This window comes from Endozoicomonas sp. ALD068 (assembly GCF_049310145.1).
In the GTDB taxonomy this organism is placed as follows: domain Bacteria; phylum Pseudomonadota; class Gammaproteobacteria; order Pseudomonadales; family Endozoicomonadaceae; genus Endozoicomonas_A.
Genome location: NZ_JBLYNU010000004.1, coordinates 4,748,061 through 4,768,609, shown reverse-complemented (window position 1 = coordinate 4,768,609; position 20,549 = coordinate 4,748,061). Strand labels below are relative to the sequence as shown.

The window sequence follows — 20,549 nt, the reverse complement described above, 5'->3', positions numbered from 1 at the left end:
GACTCCAAAAGTTCAGAATTACAAGGACAGTAGTGAGGGCTAAAAAAATGGATTTGCTCCCTATCAACGCAGGAAAAGTACGGGCGCCTTTTGAAGACTCAAGGTTATCTGAAAATATTGATAAGACAGGCAGCGCTTTTGCCAGAAAAGTGAGTATAAGTGAAGAGTTAATGCCCACAGATGTGGCTTCTGCAAAGTGGGTTGACGCAGACAATAATGATTTCTCGCACAAGATCGGGCACAAACGGGCCGCTACTGATATTCTCCCGAAAACAATAGAGACAGGTCTGGAAACGCTGACCATTGAACCGGTAAAACGTCCGAAAATAGCTGCAACCGAAACAGCCCATTGGCCGGTCATTGATCCATCGTTGATTGAATCCACCCAGATAGCGAAAACGGCCTTGCTTCAGCCTTATTCTCCTGACAGCATCGCGCCTCCTGCACAGGCAATTGCCCGCAAGGTTCATGGTGTCCAGCACAGTTGCCGGACGGCAATCTGGGCAGTAGCCCTGTTGCAACAGCGTAAACTGCACGGCGATCGCCTGGCGCGGGAATTTCCCGACCAAATGATACCCCTGCTGATTAAAGTCTGCCTGTTTCACGATACGGGTCGAGAAGGCGATGGAGACGATACGCTGGAGTGGGAGCGCGCCAGTGCTGACAACCTTAGGGAACACCTGCGTAACTGCGGCGTGGATCAGTCCCTGGCCTGGCAGTGCGGTGAAGCCATTTGCCACAAGGATAATCCAGAGGGCTGCCAGCATCTGCCAGAAGCCATACAGACCCTGCGCAGTCTGCTCCATGACGCAGATACGCTGGATGTTATGCGGGTCAGAGACTTCTTTTACATGGATCGGCTGGAATGTTTCGCTGCCTCTGGGGATGACTATCAGAGGCAAGACTGGCGCCTGCTGGCCGAAGAGGTCTGCCAGGTGATTGTCAGGCAGGGTGACCTCTGGTACCCGATTAGATTGCAGGACAGACCCACAGACCGCGAGCATTTCTTCAGTATCGGTGACGCCAGCCGGTGCGAAAAAACTAAAAAGCAGTGGGAGCATCACCCTTCTCCCTTCAGTTATCAGCTCTTTAGCGTAGGTAAACAGTCCGCTGTTGTCCGGGGGCTGATTGCGCCTTATACCGGACAGCTGGCAGAACCATCGAAATCATCATTCTCCCTGGCAAAACTGAACCTGCCTGCTACCTATACGGAATGTCAGAACAGCTGGCCAGCGGGGCTTTACAGCGACCCCGTTGACCAACAGGTGTATTTCATCAAACCGGCGAGCTGTGAGCTTAGCGCCCGCAACCAGCTGCTGATGGCTAACCTTGCCGGGCTGCTGGGCATTACAGTTCCTCAAAGCTTTGTCCATGAAGAGCAGGGCCATTTTTATGTGGTCAGTTCTGTCCCCGGGGAATGGCAGGGCAAGCTCAAAGGCGGGGAGGCGACGCTGCGCTCTATGGCTCCAGAGCAGTGGGCCAGATTAATGCTGATTAATGTCATTGTCGGTAATGAAAATATGGTGAACAGTGCCTGGGAAGGCATTGAGCTGACCCCGGAAGGAGAGCCGGTCATGTTCCACTGGGATTATGCCGGGATGGCGACCCGCTACCCGTGTCAGGAGAAACCAGAGCCTGACCCCAAACCGGATGACTTTTCTTCCATGCCCTTGCTGCTGCAAAAACTGAGAAACCCTCAGGCACCTTCCATGAACTCGTTGCCAATCTACAACCCTTGCGTCGATATTCTTGCACAATTAGAGGATGACTTACTGGGCCATACCTTGAAGGATATCTTGCGGCAGATTGACTGGCAGGCCCTGGACCGGCAGATCGAACACAGCGGCTTTCTGCCCGGTGACCGCAGCTGGTTACGGCAGACTATTCATGATCGTATTGCCTGGCTGACCACCCGCTTTCCCAACAGCCTGGAAGCGGGTGAGCGGGTATCCATGGCGGAATACAAGGCGATAAAGGCGGCGGGTATCCGTGGCGGTTGGCTGCCAGTCAAAGGCCGGGATATACGGGGCGGGCAGATCGGTATCAGCCAGTTACTGGATGCCAATGGCCAACCCATCACCCGGATGACCCTCAAGTTGTCCCGGGAAGCGGGCAATAAACTGGCTGACAACCTGGCCCTGGAACGGGGATTGCACCGTCTGGCCAGCCGAGTTAAATATACCAACTTTGCCCTGAATAATCCCAGGCACGCCCCGAACGACCATTACCGCGACTGGCGCAGTGACCTGACCAGCCTGGCCAATGACTGTGCCGACATGGCGGAACAGTTAACCAGAGATAAAACACGATGGCACGCAAAGGATCGCAAGACCATTAATAAGACTGTGATCATTCTGCAGGACATTGTTAGCAAATGCCGGGCATCGTTAGCTACCAATGTGCCGTTTATTGCAGAACTGCCAGCCATCAAAACGCCTCTGCCTGCCCCGGTCTTGCCTGCAAGAGTGAGTTCAAGAACCGGTAAAGACGTTGAAGCGAAAGTGCAACTGGCTGAATTCAGCCACGGTTTTGCCAAATTGACAGGCCGGAGCGTCGGTTATTTGAGCCCGCAACAACTGAAGGCTGCCCACCTCCGCGCCCCACCGGTTCGGGCAGTAGAACTCGAATCGGCCGTCTGTGAAGGCGGCAGTATTCTGTTTTCTCCCCCAAGCCTGCCTCGAGCCCTGAGTTTTGAAAATCAACTGACCCTCACCTTTGGGGGACACAGTAAAACGGTGGTTGAAGCATTGTTCAGGGAACTGGCAGAGCTGGGTATTGGTGGGGAGCGACCAGATATCCTTGATCTGGAGGAGCAATGGCTGGACGCCCTGGCCGACTACCATGGCTGTCTGGGTGATATGAATCTTGCCGTGGCAGCGGATATCAATACCCTGGTAAACACCGGCAAAAAAGCCTTTATTAGAGAATTACTGAATTTCAGTGACGAAGAATTGCTCGATTGGGAAATCCATTATCGTATTCGCGCGGGACGTCTGGTGTATTACCGCCCGGGGCTGCCCCATGGTATTGAGGTCAATCCCGTCAGGCAGTTCTGCCCCGGGCACGAGTTAGACTTTTGTGCGCAGCAGCAACAGAAAAGTGAACAGATTGTGACCAGCCTGAGAAATGAAGCGGCTCTGAACTCCTTTGAACGACGAACTCAGATCGGGATAAAACCGCTTTGGCATATTGCTGCCAAGGCTTCGGCGCGCAGGATGAACTGCGACACTGAATATACATTTTCCCGAATCATGGAGGAGCTGGCGGATAATTCCAAGTCTATAAATGGCAGGGCCATGCACATGCGTTTCACTTCTGCAACACTGGGCCGTACGGATGCACAAATTTATAGAGATGACGGCCAATGTTTTGGGGATTTCTTCGGTTTGGAGGCTTTCGCCCGTAATGAGAAAATCATTGCGCAATCAACTGATGACTACAGAAGTGTGATTCAGCACGATAAGTCACAGGAAGCTCGTTTTTCCAACCCTTTATCTTTGCTTGACGAGTTGAACAGAATTGAGATCAGTTCTCCCGAAAAACAGCGGCAACTGTTCGGTACACTAAAGCAACGCTTCAGCCACTGGCCCGACGGGCGCCCGCTGGAACAGCTTTTTCAGCAGCCCTGTTCCCATCAGTCAACCCGCAAAGAGAGCAAAGTTGCCGAAGAGATCGAAGGTCTCGTCAAGTGTTGTGGTGAAGAGTACAGACAGTGGCTGTTTGAGCAAAATCCACATCTCTTGGAGGGCAAGCTGGATTCCCTGGATGGTATTAAGCTGGACGGGATCCAGCATACTTTTAAAGGGATGGATTTCAGTCGCTGTTCAATGGAGGGTACAGTTCTGCAATCCGTTGTATTTCAGAAATGCAAATTCAATACAGAGCTGTTAAACAGCGCTACTGTCGAAAATGGCTTTTTCAGCGAATGTTCTTTTGAAGGCAAGCGGCTTTTATCCTCGCTATTGGACAATGTTCGTTTTGTCCCTGAAAGGGATATAGAAGGCCTGGTGTATGAAAGTACACGGAAGCTTTCCAGAATCCTGTATGAGTCGTGTGTTAATCAGAACAATGAGTTCAATCTGAAACAATGGCTGGAGGTTATGGGGGAAAGTGACTGTCTACGCGGTCACTCAACACCGCTGGATGAGTTAAGCCGGGATATTCTGTCCCAACATATTGATGAAATTAAAAAAACATATCCACAGCAACTTTGTGAAATTATTTATGCACTTTTCTCCATTAAATTTAAAAGTTCTACCAATGCAATAAATTTTGTCTCGAGTAATCCGGAATTCTATCAACGCCCAATCAAAGATCTCAAAGATTTGTATTTTGAATTCAGAACCATCTTCCTGAAAGAAGGAGATTATAAGAACTCGTCAGGTGATCCATTTGATGAATTATGCGCCCCCTATATCCTCGAACACAATGATTTTTCCCGGGAAGCGGTTTTGGCGTTGATGTTAAATGTTATTAACCTTGTTCTATTCCCGGAATCCAGTGGTCAATACATAGACTTTGGCGTCAATGCCAACAGCGCGGATGACCATTGCCTGAAGGCCATTCCTGAGGTAAGTAGTGAAAGTACACAAAGCAACATGGATGATCTGCCTTTGGTTAAAATGCAAGGTTACAAAGCTCATCTTTGTTACCTTAGCCTCAAAGAGTATCGGAACTATATTCATAAATTCTGGGAACAATGCTCAGAGAAGAGTCAATTCACAATAGCCAGACACTGTTTGCGCCATCAAAATGTTGCCGTTAGCCCCTCAACAACCAGAGAATTTTTAAATTTGTTGTCTAAAGAAGATGGCGAGGAAAATTGGCAGGAAATCTATACCGCTAACATGAGAAAACATAAAAAAAATAAGAAAGAGTGGGACCTCTTGCTTAAGAAATATTTTGGAAAGTAGGGTAAAGGCAACAGTTATTATTGAGTTCGAATTGCCTGCCTTACCCAATGTTGCACTTTTGCCAATAGACAACAGGCTCCCAGGAGCCAATCTTATAGTTTTGCCCAGTCTTCACAGAATGGATGGAACTAACTGACTGGATAAACTGTCCAAGCTTTAATGGATTCGGTTTGACTCAAAAATGGTCAGTATTACAAGGACAGTAGTGAGGGTTAAAAAAATGGATTTGCTCCCTATCAACGCAGGAAAAGTACAGGCGCCTTTTGAAGACTCAAGGTTATCTGAAAATATTGATAAGACAGGCAGCGCTTTTGCCAGAAAAGTGAGTATAAGTGGAGAGTTAATGCCCACGGATGTTGCTTCTGCAAACTGGTTTGACGCGGACAATAATGATTTCCGGCGCAAGACCTTGCACAAGCTGGCCGCTACTGATATTCCCCCGAAAATAATTGCGACAGGTCTGGAAACGCTGACCATTGAACCGGTAAAAAAGCGTCCGAAAATAGCTGCAACCGAAACAGCCCATTTGCCGGTCATTGATCCATCGTTGATCGAATCCACTCAGGTAGCGAAATCGGCCTTGCTTCAGCATTATTGTCCTAACATTATCGTGCCTCATGCACAGGCTATTGCCCGCCCCGTTCATGGTGTCCAGCACAGTTGCCGGACGGCAATCTGGGCAGTAGCCCTGTTGCAACAGCGTAAATTGCACGGCGATCGCCTGGCGCGAGCATTTCCCGACCACATGGTCCCCCTGCTGATTAAAGCCTGCCTGTTTCACGACACTGGTCGTGAAGGCGATGGGCGCGATACGCTGGAGTGGGAGCGGGCCAGTGCTGACAACCTGAGGGAACACCTGCGCAACTGTGGCATGGAACAGTCCCTGGCCTGGCAATGTGGTGAAGCGATTTGCCACAAGGATAACCCGAAGGGCTGCAAACATCTGCCAGAAGCAATACAGACCCTGCGCAGCCTGCTCCATGATGCGGATACGCTCGATGTTATGCGAGTCAGAGGATGCTTTTACATGGACCGGCTGGAGTGTTTTGCTACCTGTCGGGATGATCACCAGAGGGAAGAGTGGCGCTCGCTGGCCAAAGAGGTCTGTAAGGTGATTGCCGGGCAGGGTGACCTCTTTTATCCGATAACCTTGCATGACAGTCCTGCAAACCGCGAACATTTCTTCTTCATTGGTGCCGACAGCCAGTGCGAGAGCACCAAAAAGCAGTGGGAGCACCATCCTTCGCCCTTCAGTTATCAGCTCTTCAGCATAGCCAAGCAGTCCAATGTTGTCCGGGGGCTGATTACGCCTTATACCGGACAGCTGGCAGAACCATCGGCATCGTCTTTCTCACTGGCACAACTGAACCCCCAAACTACTGCCATAAAAGACTGCTCGGGCAGCTGGCCAACGGGGCTGTACAAGGATCCCATTAACCAACAGGTTTATTCCATCAAACCGACGAGCTGTGAGCTAAGTGCCCGCAACCAGTTACTGATGGCCAACCTCGCCGGACTGCTGGGCATCACAGTACCTCAGAGCTTTGTCCATCAGGAAGAGGGTCATTTTTATGTGGTCAGTCGTGTCCCCGGGGAATGGCAGGGTAAGCTCAAAGGTGGGGAGGAGACCCTGCGCTCTTTGTCTCCAGAGCAGTGGGCCAGATTATTGCTGATTAATGTGATTGTTGGTAATGAAAATATGGTTAACAGTGCCTGGGAGGGCATTGAACTGACCCCGGAAGGGGAGCCGGTGATGTTCCACTGGGACTTTGCCGGGCTCGCGACTCGCTACCCCTGTCCCGAGAAGCCAGAACCTGCCTCCAAAACGGATGACTTTTCCTCCATGCCGGTGCTGCTGAATAAACTGCGGGACCCCAAGGCTCCCCCCATGAACTCGTTCCCGATCCACAACCCCTGCGTCGATATTCTCGCGCAATTGGATGATGACTTGCTGGGCCATACCCTGAAAGATATCTTGCGCCAGGTTGACTGGCAGGCCCTGGACCGGCTGATCGAACACAGCGGTTTTCTGCCCGGTGACCGCAGCTGGTTACGGCGGACTATTCACGATCGTATTGCCTGGCTGACCACTCGCTTTCCCAACAGCCTTGAGACGGGTGAGCGGGTATCCATGGCGGAATACAAGGCGATAGAGGCAGCGGGTATCCGTGGCGGTTGGCTGCCGGTTAAAGGCCGTGATGTCCGGGGCGGGCAGATCGGTATTAGCCAGTTACTGGATGCCAATGACAAACCCATCACCCGGATGTTCCTCAAGTTGTCCCGGGAAGCGGGCAATAAACTGGCAGATAACCTGGCTCTGGAAAGGGGATTGCACCGTCTGGCCATCCGGGTTCAATATGCCAACTTTGCCTTGAATAATTCCAAAAACCTCCCGAACCACGATTACCGTGACTGGCGCAGTGACCTGGCCAGCCTGGCCAACGACTGTGAGGGAATGGCCGAGCAGTTAACCAAAGATAAAACACGATGGTACGAAAAGGATCACTACGCCATTGATAATACCGTGATGATTTTGCGGGACATTGTTAAAAAGTGCCGGGCATCGTTAGCTGCCGACGTGCCCTCCATTGCAAGACTGCCAACCATCGACACTCCACTGCCTTTCACGTCCTTGCCTGCACGAATCAGTTCAAGAACCGGCAAAAACGATGTAGCGAAAGTACAGCTGGCTGAATTCAGCCGCGGTTTTGCCAAACTGACAGGCCAGAGCGTCAGTTATTTGAGTCAGGAACAAATGGATCATGCCAACCTGATCGCCCCACCGGTTCGGTCAGTTGAACTCGAATCGGTCGTCTGTGAAGGCGGCAGTATTCTGTTTTCTCCTCCGAACCTGCCTGAAGCCCTGAGCTTTGAAAATCAATTGATCCTCACTTTTCCGGGACACACTAAAGCGGTGGTTGAAGCATTGTTCAGGGAACTGGCAGAGCTGGGCATTGGTGGGGAGCGACCAGATATCCCTGACCTGGAAGAGCAATGGCTGGACGCCCTGGCCGACTACCACGGCTGCCTTGGTGATATGAACCTTGACGTGGCAGCGAAGATCAATACTCCGGTAAACACCCGCAAAAAGAAATTTCTTAAAGAGCTTCTGAACCTCAGTGACGAAGAACTGGTTTGGGAAATCCATTGTCGTATTCGCGCAGGACGTCTGGTGCATTATCGCCCGGGGTTACCCCATGGTATTGAGGCAAACCCTGCCAGGAAGTTCTGCCCCGCGCACGATCTAAACTATTCTGCATTGCAGCAAAGCAGCAGTGGAAAGTTTGTGGTCGAGAGTCTAGAAAATGAAGCGACCCTGTGTTCCTTTGAACGACGTACCCAGATCGGGATAGATCCAACCGGGAATGTTTCGGCACTCAGGATGAAATGCGATGCCGAATATGCATTTTCCCGAGTCATGGAGGAGCTGGCGGCTAATTCCAGGCAAAATAGAGGTGGGTTTATGTGTATGCGCCTGGATTCTGCAACATTTGGCCGTCTGGATGCACAAATTTATAACAACCAAAGCCAAATTGCGTCGGGATTCTTTGGTTCGGACGCCTTTGCCCGTAATGATAAAATCATTACGCAGTCAGCAGGTGACTACCAAAGTGTGATTCAGCACAGTGATTTACAAGAGATCCGTTTTTCCAATCCTGTGTCCTTGTCTGACGAGTTGAAACTGCTTGAGATGGGTTCTCCCGAAGGTCAGGCATTGTTGCGCAGGCTAAAGAAACGCTTTAGCCACTGGCCCGACGGGCGCCCACTGGAACAGCTTTTTCCGCAATCCTGGTCAATCCTTTACCTTGAGATAACCTGTAAAGGCAGCCAGTTTGACAAAGGCATCAAAAGTCTCGTCAAGGTTTGTGGTGAAGAGGGCATACAGTTGCTGTTTGAGCAAAACCCACAATTGTTGGAGGGCAAGCTGGATTCCCTGGATGGTCTTAAGCTGAATGGTGGGGCTCTTATAAAAAGGATTGATTTCAGGGGCTGTTCAATGAACGGCACAGTGTTGCAATCTGTTTCATTTGAGGAGTGTAAGTTCAATATAGATTTGTTAAGCAGTGCTATTGTTGAAAAAGGCTTTTTCAGCGGATGTTTTTTTGAAGGTCAGCGGTTTACATCATCGCTATTAGACAATGCCCGTTTTCACTCTGAAGGTTATGAGGAGGGCAAGATATATGAAAGTACACATCATCTTTCTCAAATCCTGTATCAGTCGTGTGTTAATCAGTACAATGAGTTTAATCTGGAACAATGGCTGGAGGTGATGGGAAAAAGTGATTTTCTACGCTTCGGCTCAACACCGCTGGATGATCTAAGCCGGGATATTCTGTCCCAACACATTGAAGAAATTAAAAACACTTATCCAAAGCAACTTTGTAAAATTATTAATGGACTTTTTTCCATTAAATTTAAAAGTACTGCCAATGCAATAAATTTTGCCAATAATAATCCGAAATTCTATGATCTCAAAATCAAAGATCTCAAAGACTTGTATTTTGAGTTCAGAACCAACTTCCTGAAAGAAGGAAAATATCTGGGTGAATCAGGGACTCCATTTGATAAATTATTTAAACTCTATAGCGTCAAACGCAGTGATTATTCCCGTGAAGCGGTTTTGGCGTTGATGTTAAATGTTATTAATCTTGTTCTGTTTCCTGAATCCAATGATCAGTACATAGACTTTGGCGTCAATACCAATAGTGCCGATGTGCATGACTATTGCCTGAAGGCCATTCCAGAGGTAAGTAGCACAAGTGCACAAAGTAACACAGATGACCTGCCTCTGGTTGAAATGCAACGTTACAAAGTTCGTCTTTGCAAGTTTCGCCTTCAAGAGTACCGGAACTATATTCATCAATTCTGGGAAGAATGCTCAGAGGAGAGTCAATTAACAATAGCCAAACACTGTTTGCGTCATCAAAATGTTGCCGTTAGCCCCAAAACAACCGGGGCATTTTTTAATTTGTTATCTAAAGAACACGGCGAGGAAAATTGGCGCAACATCCATTTCGCTAACATCGGAAAACATGTAGAAATTCAGAGTGAGTTGATTCCGTTGCTTGTTGAAGAATTTGGCGAATGGGGCAGATCCACCAAATTTTATTAAGTTCGAGTTGCCTGCCCTCCTCAGTGAGGCACTTTTAACAATAGACAAGGTGATGTTGTGATTCGGCAGGTATGGAGCCAATCTCACAGTTTTGCCCAGTCTTCACAGAATGGATGGAACTAACTGACTGGATAAACTGTCCAAGTTTCAATGGATTCGGTTTGACTCAAGAAGGTCAATATTACAAGGACAGTAGTGAGGGCTAAAAAAATGGATTCGCTCCTCGGTAAAACAGTAGGTGGAACAAGAGAAGAGACGCCTTTTGCCGGCTCAAGTTTATCTGAAAATATTGATAAGACAGGCACCGCTTTTGCCAGAAAAGTGAGTATAAGTAGAGAGTTAATGCCCACGGATGTTGCTTCTGCAAAGCGGGATGAGGCAGCCAATATTCATTGCATGCGAAATGTCGGGCAGGAAGTAGCCGCCACTGATATTCCCCCAAAAATAATTGAGACAGGGCTGGAAACGCTGACCATTGAACCGGTAAAAAAACGTCGGAAAATAGCTGCAACCGAAACAGCCCATTGGCCGGTCATTGATCCATCGTTGATTGAATCCACTCAGGTAGCGAAAACAGCCTTGCTTCAGCCTTATCGCCCATCAAACATCTTTCCTTCTGCCCAGACCATTGCCCGCCAGGTTCACGGTCTCCAGCACAGTTGCCGAACGGCAATCTGGGCAGTAGCTCTGTTACAACAGCGTAAACTGCACGGCGATCGTCTGGCGCGGGCATTTCCCGACGACATGATACCCCTGCTGATTAAAGCCTGCCTTTTTCACGATACGGGTCGTGAAGGCGATGGGAACGATACGCCGGAGTGGGAGCGGGCCAGTGCTGACAACCTGAGGGAACACCTGCGCAACTTTGGCGTGGATCAGTCTCTGGCCTGGCAGTGTGGTGAAGCCATTTGCCACAAGGATAATCCGAAGGGCTGCGAGCATCTGCCCGAGGCGATACAGACCCTGCGCAGTCTGCTCCATGACGCCGATACGCTCGATGTTATGCGGGTCAGAGGAAGCTTTTACATGGATCGGCTGGAGTGTTTTTCTGACTGTCAGGATGATCAGCAGAGGCAAGAATGGCGCGAGCTGGCCGAAGAGGTCTGCCGGGTGATTGCCAGGCAGGGGGACCTCTGGTATCCGATCAAGTTGCAGGACAGTGACGCAAGCTGCGAACATTTCTTCAGCATCGGTGACGCCAGCCTGTGTGAAAACACCAAAAAGCAGTGGGAGCACCACCCTTCGCCCTTCAGTTATCAGCTCTTTAGCATAGGTGAGCAGTCCGGTGTTGTTCGGGAGTTGATTACGCCTTATACGGGGCAGCTGGCAGAACCACAGGAATCGTCCTTCTCTCTGGCAAAACTGACCCCGCAAGCTGCTGCCATGGAAGAATGCCAGAGCACCTGGCCGGCGGGGCTTTACAACGACCCCGTTAGCCAACAGGTTTATGCCATCAAACCGGCGAGCTGTGAGCTAAGTGCCCGCAACCAGCTGCTGATGGCTAAACTTGCCGGGCTACTCGGCATCACAATACCTGAGAGCTTTGTCCATGAAGAAGAGGGTCATTTTTATGTAGTCAGTTCTGTCCCCATACAATGGCAGGGCGAGCTCAAAGGCGGGGAGGCAATACTGCGTTCTCTGTCTCAAGAGCAGTGGGCCAGATTATTGCTGGTCAATGTGATTGTCGGTAACGAAAATATGGTCAACAGTGCCTGGGAGGGCATTGAACTGACCCCGGAAGGAGAGCCGGTCATGTTCCACTGGGATTATGCCGGGATGGCGACTCGCTACCCATGTCCTGAAAAACCAGAGCCCGCCTCGAAAACGGATGACTTTTCCTCCATGCCCTTGCTGCTGCAAAAACTGAGGAACCCTCAGGCGCCTCCCATGAACTCGTTGCCGATTTATAACCCCTGCGTCGATATTCTTTCAGAATTAGAGGATGACTTACTGGGCCATACCCTGAAAGATATCCTGCGGCAGGTTGACTGGCAGGCCCTGGACCGGCAGATCGAAAACAGTGGTTTTCTGCCCGGTGACCGCAGCTGGTTACGGCAGACTATTCATGATCGTATTGCCTGGCTGACCACCCGCTTTCCCAACAGTCTGGAAGCAGGTGAGAGAGTATCCATGGCGGAATACAAGGCGATAGAGGCGGCGGGTATCCGTGGCGGTTGGCTGCCGGTCAAAGGCCGGGATATCCGTGGCGGGCAGATCGGTATCAGCCAGTTACTGGATGCCAATGGCCAACCCATCACCCGGATGACCCTCAAGTTGTCCCGGGAAGCGGGCAATAAACTGGCTGATAACCTGGCCCTGGAACGGGGATTGCACCGTCTGGCCAGCCGGGTTAGATATACCAACTCTGCCCTGAACAGACGTTACCGAGACTGGCGCAGTGACCTGACCAGCCTGGCCAATGACTGTGACGGCATGGCGGGGCAGTTAACCGGAGATAAAACACGATGGCACGAAAAGGATCAGGATACTATTGATAATACCGTGACGATTCTGCAGGACATTGCAAACAAGTGCCGGGCGTCATTAGCCGCCGACCTGCCGTCCATTGCAAAACTGCCAGTCATTAAAACGCCATTGCCCGCCCCTGTCTTTCCTGCACGAGTCAGTTCAAGAATCGGCGAAGAAGTTGAAGCAAAAGTAGAGCTGGCTGAATTCAGCCACGGTTTTGCCAAATTGACAGGCCAGAAGGTCAGTTATTTGAGTCCGGAACAACTGAAGGTTAACCGCCTGAGTGCCTCACCGGTACGAGCCGTTGAACTCGAATCGGTCGTCTGTGAAGGCGGCAGTATTCTGTTTTCTCCTCCGAACCTGCCAGAAGCCCTGAGCTTTGAAAATCAACTGACCCTCACCTTTGCGGGACACAGTAAAACAGTGGTTGAAGCATTGTTCAGGGAACTGGCAGGGCTGGGCATCGACGGAGAGCGGCCAGATACCACCGACCTGGAGGAGCAATGGCTGGACGCCCTGGCTGACTGCCACGGCTGCCTTGGTGATATGAACCTTGCCGTGGCAGCCGATCTCAATACGCCGGTAAACATCGGCAAAAAAGCCTTTCTTAAAGAAGTGCTGAACTTCAGTGACGAAGAATTGCTTGATTGGGAAATCCATTCTCGTATTCGCGCAGGACGTTGGGTTCAACTACGTCCGGGCTCGCCCCAAGGCATTTCGGCAACCCCCGACAGAAAGTTCTGCCCCGCGCACGATATACAATTTTGTGCAGATCGGGAAGGGAGCGAAGAACGATTTATGATCGATAGCCTGAGTAATGACGCTACCCTGAGCTCCTTTGAACGACGTACTCAGATCGGGATGGAACCTACCTGGCATATCAATCCCAGGGCTTCGTTGCGCAGGATGAAATGCGACACCGGATATGCATTTACCCGAATCATCGAGGACGCGGAGCTGGCGGATTATTCAGGGCGGGTTTATGAAAATGGGATCATGTGTATGAAATTGACTTCTGAAACACTCGGCCGTATGGATGCAGAAATTTATGATAATCAATGTCAGTTTAATAAGGCCCTTGGTTTGGACGCCTTTGCTCGTAATGAGAAAATCATTAAGCAGTCAACCTGTGACTACCAGAGTTTGATTAAGCACAATAATTCGGCTAATCCACAGGAGACTCGTTTTTCCAACCCTCTGTCCTTGTTTGACGAGTTGAACCTGCTTGATATCAGCTCTAGCGAAAGTCAGCGGCAATTGTTGTCTATTTTGAAGAGACGCTTTAGCCACTGGCCTGATGGGCGCCCGCTGGAACAGCTTTTTCGGCAATCCTGGTCAGTCCTTTACCATGAGATAATCTGTGAAGGCAGCCAGTTTGACAAAAGCATCAAAAGTCTCGTCAAGGTTTGTGGTGAAAAGGGCATTCAGTCGCTGATTGAGCAAAACCCACAACTGTTGAAGGGCAAGCTGGATTCCCTGGATGGTCTTAAGCTGAAGGGTGGGTTTAATATAAAAGGGATTGATTTCAGAGGCTGTTCAATGAATGGCACAGTGTTGCAATCCGTTTCATTTGAGGGGTGTAAATTCAAGACAGAGCTATTAAATAATGCCACCATTGAGAACGGCTTTTTCACCAAATGTTCTTTTGAAGGTAAGCGGTTTTCATCATCAATATTAGACAATTCCCGTTTTCACGTTGAAAATGATCAAGATGGCTTGGTATATGAAAGCACACACCAGCTTTCCCGAATCCTGTATCAGTCGTGTGTTAATGAGAACAATGAGTTCAATCTGCAACAATGGCTGGAACTGATGGGCAAAAGCTATTGTCTATGCGGGGACTCAGCACCGCTGGATGATTTGAGTCGTGATATTCTGTCCCAAAATGTTGATGAAATTATCGCAACGTATCCACAGCAACTTTGTCGTATTCTTTATGGGCTTTTTTCCATCGAATTTAAAAACACTGCCAATGCAATAAATTTTGTCAGGAGTAATCGGGAATTCTATGATCGCAAAATCAAAGATCTCAAAGATTTGTATTTTGAGTTCAGAACCCTATTCCTGAAAAAAGGAGATTATAGGGGGCTGCAAGGTGATCCATTTGAAGAATTATTCAAACTCTACTACGTCAAACCCAGTGACTTTTCCCGGGAAGCGGTTTTGGCGTTGATGTTAAATGTTATTAACCTGATTCTATTCCCGGAATCCAATGATCAATATATAGACTTTGGCGTCAATGCCAACAGCGTGGATGACCATTGCTTGAAGGCTATTCCTGAGGTAAGTAGCGAAACTACAAAAAACAATTCAATCTCATCCCTGAAAAAAGATGCCCTGCCTCTGGTTGAAATGCGACATTACAAGGCTTGGCTATGTGACAGTTACCTTAAAGAGTACCGGGACTATATTCATCAATTCTGGGAAGAATGCTCAGAAAAGAGTCAATTAACAATAGCCAAACACTGTTTGCGTCATCAAAATGTTGCCGTTAGCCCTTCAACAACCGAGGAATTTATAACATTGTTGTGTAAAGGTCAGGATGTGGAAAATTGGCTGAAGCTCTATAGAGCTAACATGGAAAAACATATAAAAATTCATAAAGAGTGGGCTTCGTTGCTGGTGGACGAATTTGGGGAATGGGCCACCCCCCCCGAATTATATTAAGTTCGAATTGCCTGCCCCCCTCAACACCTCCTGCCATTCGGCAGGCTTGGAGCCGAAGTTATCTGATTGTCATCTCGGGCAGCAGCCAGCCTGCAATGCGGTGTTTCAAACTCATTCAGTCCTTCCTGAGAATGACCAGATGACCAGGAAGATGACCAGGACACCCACACCTTTCTCAGCCTGCCTGCGAGCATATTACGCATCGTCTGGATTTTTAGCCCTGACAATGGAGGGAACTAATTGTTGGATAAAAAGTCGAAAATCACATTCGATCAGGTTCGTCTTAATCAGACTGGTGTAACAAGGGCAGATGCGAGGACTAAAAAATGGATCCGCTTCCTATTAAAACAACAGAACAGCCAGCTTTTGCTGGTTGTATCCGTTCCTCTGGCAATAGTGCTAAGACAGGCGTCGCTTTTGCCAAAAAAGTAAGTATAAGTGAAAAGCTAATGCGCCCGGATGTTGCTTCTGAAAAGTGGAATCAGGCAATCAAAATTGATTGTCAGGCCGGGCATAAACGTAATGTAACCGTTGCTGAGATTACCTCGAAAATCAGTGGCACATCACTGGCAGCGCTGACCATTGAACCGTTAAAAAAGCGTCCAAAAATAGCTGCAACCGAAACAGCCCATTGGCCGGTCATTGATCCATCGTTAATTGAATCTACTCAGGTAGCGAAAACAGCCTTGCTTCAGCCTTATCGCCCATCACACATCTCACCTCCTGCCGGGACCATTGCCCGTGAGGTTCATGGTCTCCAGCACAGTTGCCGGGCGGCGATCTGGGCAGTAGCCCTGTTGCAACAGCGTAAATTGCACGGCGATCCCCTGGCGTGGGCATTTCCCGACCAGATGATACCCTTGCTGATCAAAACCTGCCTGTTTCACGATACGGGTCGTGAAGGCGATGGGAACGATACGCCCGAGTGGGAGCGGGCCAGTGCTGACAACCTTAGGGAACATCTGCGCAACATCGGCGTGGATCAGTCCCTGGCCTGGCAGTGTGGTGAGGCCATTTGCCACAAGGATAATCCGAAGGGCTGCGAGCATCTGCCCGTGACGATACAGACCCTGCGCAGCCTGCTCCATGACGCCGATACGCTGGATGTTATGCGGGTCAGAGGGTGCTTTTACATGAATCGGCTGGAATGTTTCGCTGACTGTCAGGATGATCAGCAGAGGCAAGAATGGCGCGAGCTGGCCGAAGAGGTCTGCCGGGTGATTGCCAGGCAGGGTGACCTCTGGTCTCCGATCAAGTTGCAGGACAGTGACGCAAACTGCGAATATTTCTTCAGTATCGGTACCGGCAGCCTGTGTCAAAACACTAAGAAGCATTGGGAGCACCACCCTTCGCCCTTCAGTTATCAGCTATTTAGCATAGGTGAGCAGTCCGGTGTTGTCCGGGAGTTGATTACGCCCTATACCGGACAGCTGACAGAACCACCGGCATCGTCTTTCTCCCTGGCAAAACTGACCCCGCAAGCTGCTACCATGGAAGAATGCCAAAGCTGCACCTTGTCAGCGGGGCTTTACACCGACCCCATCAGCCAACAAGTATATTCCGTCAAAGCGGCGAGCTGTGAGCTAAGCGCCCGCAACCAGCTGCTAATGGCTAACCTTGCCGGGCTGCTGGGCATCACAGTACCTCAAAGTTTTGTTCATGAGGAGCAGGATCATTTTTATGTGGTCAGTCCTTTCCCCAAACAATGGCAGGGCAAGCTCAAAGGCGGCGAGGCGACGCTGCGCTCTTTGTCTCCAGAGCAGTGGGCCAGATTATTGCTGATTAATGTAATTGTCGGTAACGAAAGTATGGTAAACAGTGCCTGGGAGGGCATTGAACTGACCCCGGAAGGGGAGCCGGTCATGTTTCACTGGGATTATGCCGGGATGGCAACTCGCTACCCGTGCCCGGAGAAACCAGAGCCCGCCCCCAAAACGGATGACTTTTCCTCCATGCCCGTGCTGCTGCAAAAACTGCGGGACCCTCAGGCGCCCTCCATGAACTCGTTGCCGATCTATAACCCCTGCGTCGATATTCTCGTGCAATTAGAGGATGACTTGCTGGGCCATACCCTGAAAGATATCTTGCGCCAGGTTGACTGGCAGGCCCTGGACCGGCTCATCGAACACAGCGGTTTTCTGCCCGGTGACCGCAGCTGGTTACGACAGACTATTCATGATCGCATTGCCTGGCTGACCACTCGCTTTCCCAACAGTCTGGAGGCAGTTGAGCGGGTATCTATGGCGGAATACAAGGCGATAGAGGCGGCGGGTATCCGCGGTGGTTGGCTGCCGGTCAAAGGCCGGGATATCTGCGGCGGGCAGATCGGTATCAGCCAGTTACTGGATGCCAATGGCCAACCCATTACCCGGATGACCCTGAAGTTGTCCCAGGAAGCGGGCAATAAACTGGCTGATAACCTGGCCCTGGATCGGGGATTGCACCGTCTGGCGATGCGGGTTAAATATACCAACTTTGCCCTGAATGATTCCAGGTATGCCCTGGAAGGCAGTTACCGCGACTGGCGCAGTGACCTGGCCAGCCTGGCCAATGATTGTGAGAGAGTGGCCGGGCAGTTAGCCAAAAATAAATCACGATGGCAGGCAAAGGATCACAATACCATTGATAACACCGTGACGATTCTGCAGGACATTGCTAACAAGTGCCGGGCATCATCAAAAGCCGACGTACCGTATATTGCAGAACTGCCAGCCATCAAAACACCACTGCCCGTCCCTGTCTTTCCTGCACGAGTCAGTTCAAGAATTGGCGAAGAGGTTGAAGCGACAGTAGAACTGGCTGAATTCAGCCATGGTTTTGCCAAACTGACAGGCCAGAGCGTCAGTTATTTGAGTCCGGAACAACTGAAGGAAGCCCGGCTGGCCACCCCACCGGTTCGGGCTGTATTACTTGAATCGACCGTCTGTGAAGGGGGCAATATCCTGTTTTCACCTCCGAACCTGCCTGATGCCCTGAGTTATGAAAATCAACTGACCCTCACCTTTGGGGGACACAATAAAACGGTGGTTGAAGCATTGTTCAGGGAGCTGGCAGAGCTGGGCATTGACGGGGAGCGGCCGGATACCAGTGATCTGGAGGCGATATGGCTGGACGCCCTGGCCGACTACCACGGCTGCCTTGGTAATATGAACCGTGCCGTGGCAGCGGATATCAATACCCCGGTAAACACCAGCAAAAAAGCGTTTCTTAAACGGTTGCTGAATCTCAGTGATGAAGAACTGAAATGGGACACCCACTCTCGTATTCGCGCAGGACGTTGGGTGCAATTCCTTCCGGGGTTTCCCCATGGCATTTCGGCAAACCCCGCAAGGAACTTCTGCCTTGGGCACAATTTAAACTTTCATGCAGAGGAGGAGCGGAACAGTGAACAGTTTTTGCTCAGCCTGGAAAATGAAGCTGCCCTGAACTCTTTTGAAAGACGTAGTCAGATCGGTATGGAACCCCATGATATCGGTGCGATGCATACGGTAACAAGGATGAATTGCGACACAAAATACATATTTTTCCGAGTCATGGAGGGGCTGGAGGATAAGTCCAGATACAAACCTGGTGGGGCCATGTCTTTGCGCCTGACTTCTGAAACACTCGGTCGTATGGATGCAGAAATTTATAGAGATGAAAAGCATTATGGGAAGGAATTTTCTGGTTTGGAAGCCTTCACACGTAATGAAAAAATCATTACGCGATCGACCTATGACTACCGAAGTGTGATTGAGCACAGTAGTTTACAAGAGACTCGTTTTTCCAATCCCGTGTCCCTGCTTGACGAGTTATACAAGCTTGAGATGAGTTCTCTCGAAGGACAGCGGCAATTGTTGGGTACACTAAAGAAACGCTTTAGCCACTGGCCCGATGGACGTCCGCTGGAACAGCTTTTCCGGGAATCCTGGTCAATCTATTACCACGAGTTAATCTCTGAAGGCAGCGAGTATCACGAAGGCATCAAAGGACTCGTCAAGTGTTGTGGCAAAGAGCAAATACAGTTGCTGTTTCAGCAAAACCCACAACTGTTGGAGGGCAAGCTGGATTCCCTGGATGGTCTTACGTTAAATAGTGAGGGTCGTATAGAAAGGATTGATTTCAGCGGCTGTTCAATGGAGGGAACAAGACTGAAATCCACTCTTTTTAACAAATGTAAATTTAATACAGAGTTGTTAAACAGTGCCAAAGTTGACTATGGCTTTTTCAGCAAATGTTCTTTTGAAGGTAAGCGGTTTTCATCATTGGTATTAGACAAGGTTCGCTTTTACGCTCCAGCTGGTAAGGATGGCCTGGTACTTGAAAGTACACACCATCTTTCCCGAATCATATATCAGTCGTGTATTAATCAAAACAATGAGTTCAATCTGGGGCAATGGCTGGATGTGATGATAAAAAGTGATTTTCTACACTACGACTCAACACCGCTGGAGAATTTAATCAGTGATGTGCTGTCCCAAAATATTAATGAAATTAAAAGCACTTATCCAAAAAAACTTTGTCAAATTACTGATGTACTTTTTTTCTTTGAATTTGAAAATACTGCCAATGCAGTAAGTTTTATCGAAAATAATCCGGAATTCTGTGATTGCAAAATCAAAGATCTCAAAGATTGGTATTTTGATTTAAGAGCGACCTTCCTAAAAGAAGTACGTTGTGTCAACATGCGATTAAGTCCATTGGAAAGATTATTTGCCAAGAATCGCCTGAAACACAATGATTCTTCCCGGCAAGCGGTTTTGGCATTGATATTAAATGTTATTAATCTTGTTCTGTTCCCTGAATACAATGATAAATACATAGACTTTAGCGGTAATACCAACAGCGCGGATGAGCATGACGATTGCTTGAAGGATATTCCTGAGGTCAATCGCGAAAGTACAGAAAATAACTCCATTTTATCCCTGAAAACAGACGGCTTGCCTCTGGTTAAAATGCGAGAGTTCAAAGCTCATTTTTGTAAATTACACCTTAGTGAGTGCCGGGAATATTTTCATCGACTCTGGAAAGAATGCTCAGAAGAGAGTCAATTAACAATAGCCAAACACTGTTTGCGTCATCAAAATATTGCCGTTAGTCCTATAACAACCAAGGAATTTATGGATTTGTTGTCTAAAGACCAGGACGAGCAATATTGGCTGGAAATCTATCTCGCTAACATGGGTAAACATACAAAAAATGAGGATGAGTGGAACCGCTTGATTCCGGAATATTTTCGAGGGTGGGCTAATAATAACGAATTTTATTGAGCTCGAATTGCCTGCCTGCGAGCCTATGAATGACCAGGACACCCACACCTTTTTCAGCCTGCCTGCGAGCATATTACGCATCGTCTGGATTTTTAGCCCTGACAATGGAGGAAACCAACTGGTTAGGTACTTATTACA

The 20,549-nt window shown here is 49.2% G+C and carries 4 protein-coding genes; all 4 read left to right on the top strand.

Translation table 11 applies throughout. From position 1 onward, the window contains the following. The first annotated feature begins 47 nt into the window (after positions 1–47). Positions 48–4,913 carry a hypothetical protein gene (locus tag ACO6V5_RS17335; protein WP_422442112.1) on the top strand — a complete coding sequence of 1,622 codons (4,866 nt, stop codon included), beginning with the start codon at positions 48–50 and terminating at the stop codon, positions 4,911–4,913. Between the two features lie 220 nt (positions 4,914–5,133). Further along, positions 5,134–10,026, top strand: a complete 4,893-nt coding sequence (locus ACO6V5_RS17330) for a hypothetical protein (protein ID WP_422411980.1) — start codon at positions 5,134–5,136, stop codon at positions 10,024–10,026. Between the two features lie 210 nt (positions 10,027–10,236). Continuing rightward, entirely contained in the window at positions 10,237–15,162 is a 4,926-nt protein-coding gene (locus ACO6V5_RS17325) for a hypothetical protein (RefSeq protein ID WP_422411982.1), read from the top strand. Between the two features lie 326 nt (positions 15,163–15,488). Then, positions 15,489–20,411: a hypothetical protein gene (locus ACO6V5_RS17320; RefSeq protein WP_422411984.1), complete on the top strand. Its 4,923-nt coding sequence runs from the start codon at positions 15,489–15,491 to the stop codon at positions 20,409–20,411. The last annotated feature ends 138 nt before the right edge of the window (positions 20,412–20,549 follow it).

Excerpts from the sequence above, each read along its gene's own strand:
- ACO6V5_RS17335 (WP_422442112.1), top strand. The coding sequence starts at position 48 with ATGGATTTGCTCCCTATCAACGCAGGAAAAGTACGGGCGCCTTTTGAA.
- ACO6V5_RS17330 (WP_422411980.1), top strand. The coding sequence starts at position 5,134 with ATGGATTTGCTCCCTATCAACGCAGGAAAAGTACAGGCGCCTTTTGAA.
- ACO6V5_RS17325 (WP_422411982.1), top strand. The coding sequence starts at position 10,237 with ATGGATTCGCTCCTCGGTAAAACAGTAGGTGGAACAAGAGAAGAGACG.
- ACO6V5_RS17320 (WP_422411984.1), top strand. The coding sequence starts at position 15,489 with ATGGATCCGCTTCCTATTAAAACAACAGAACAGCCAGCTTTTGCTGGT.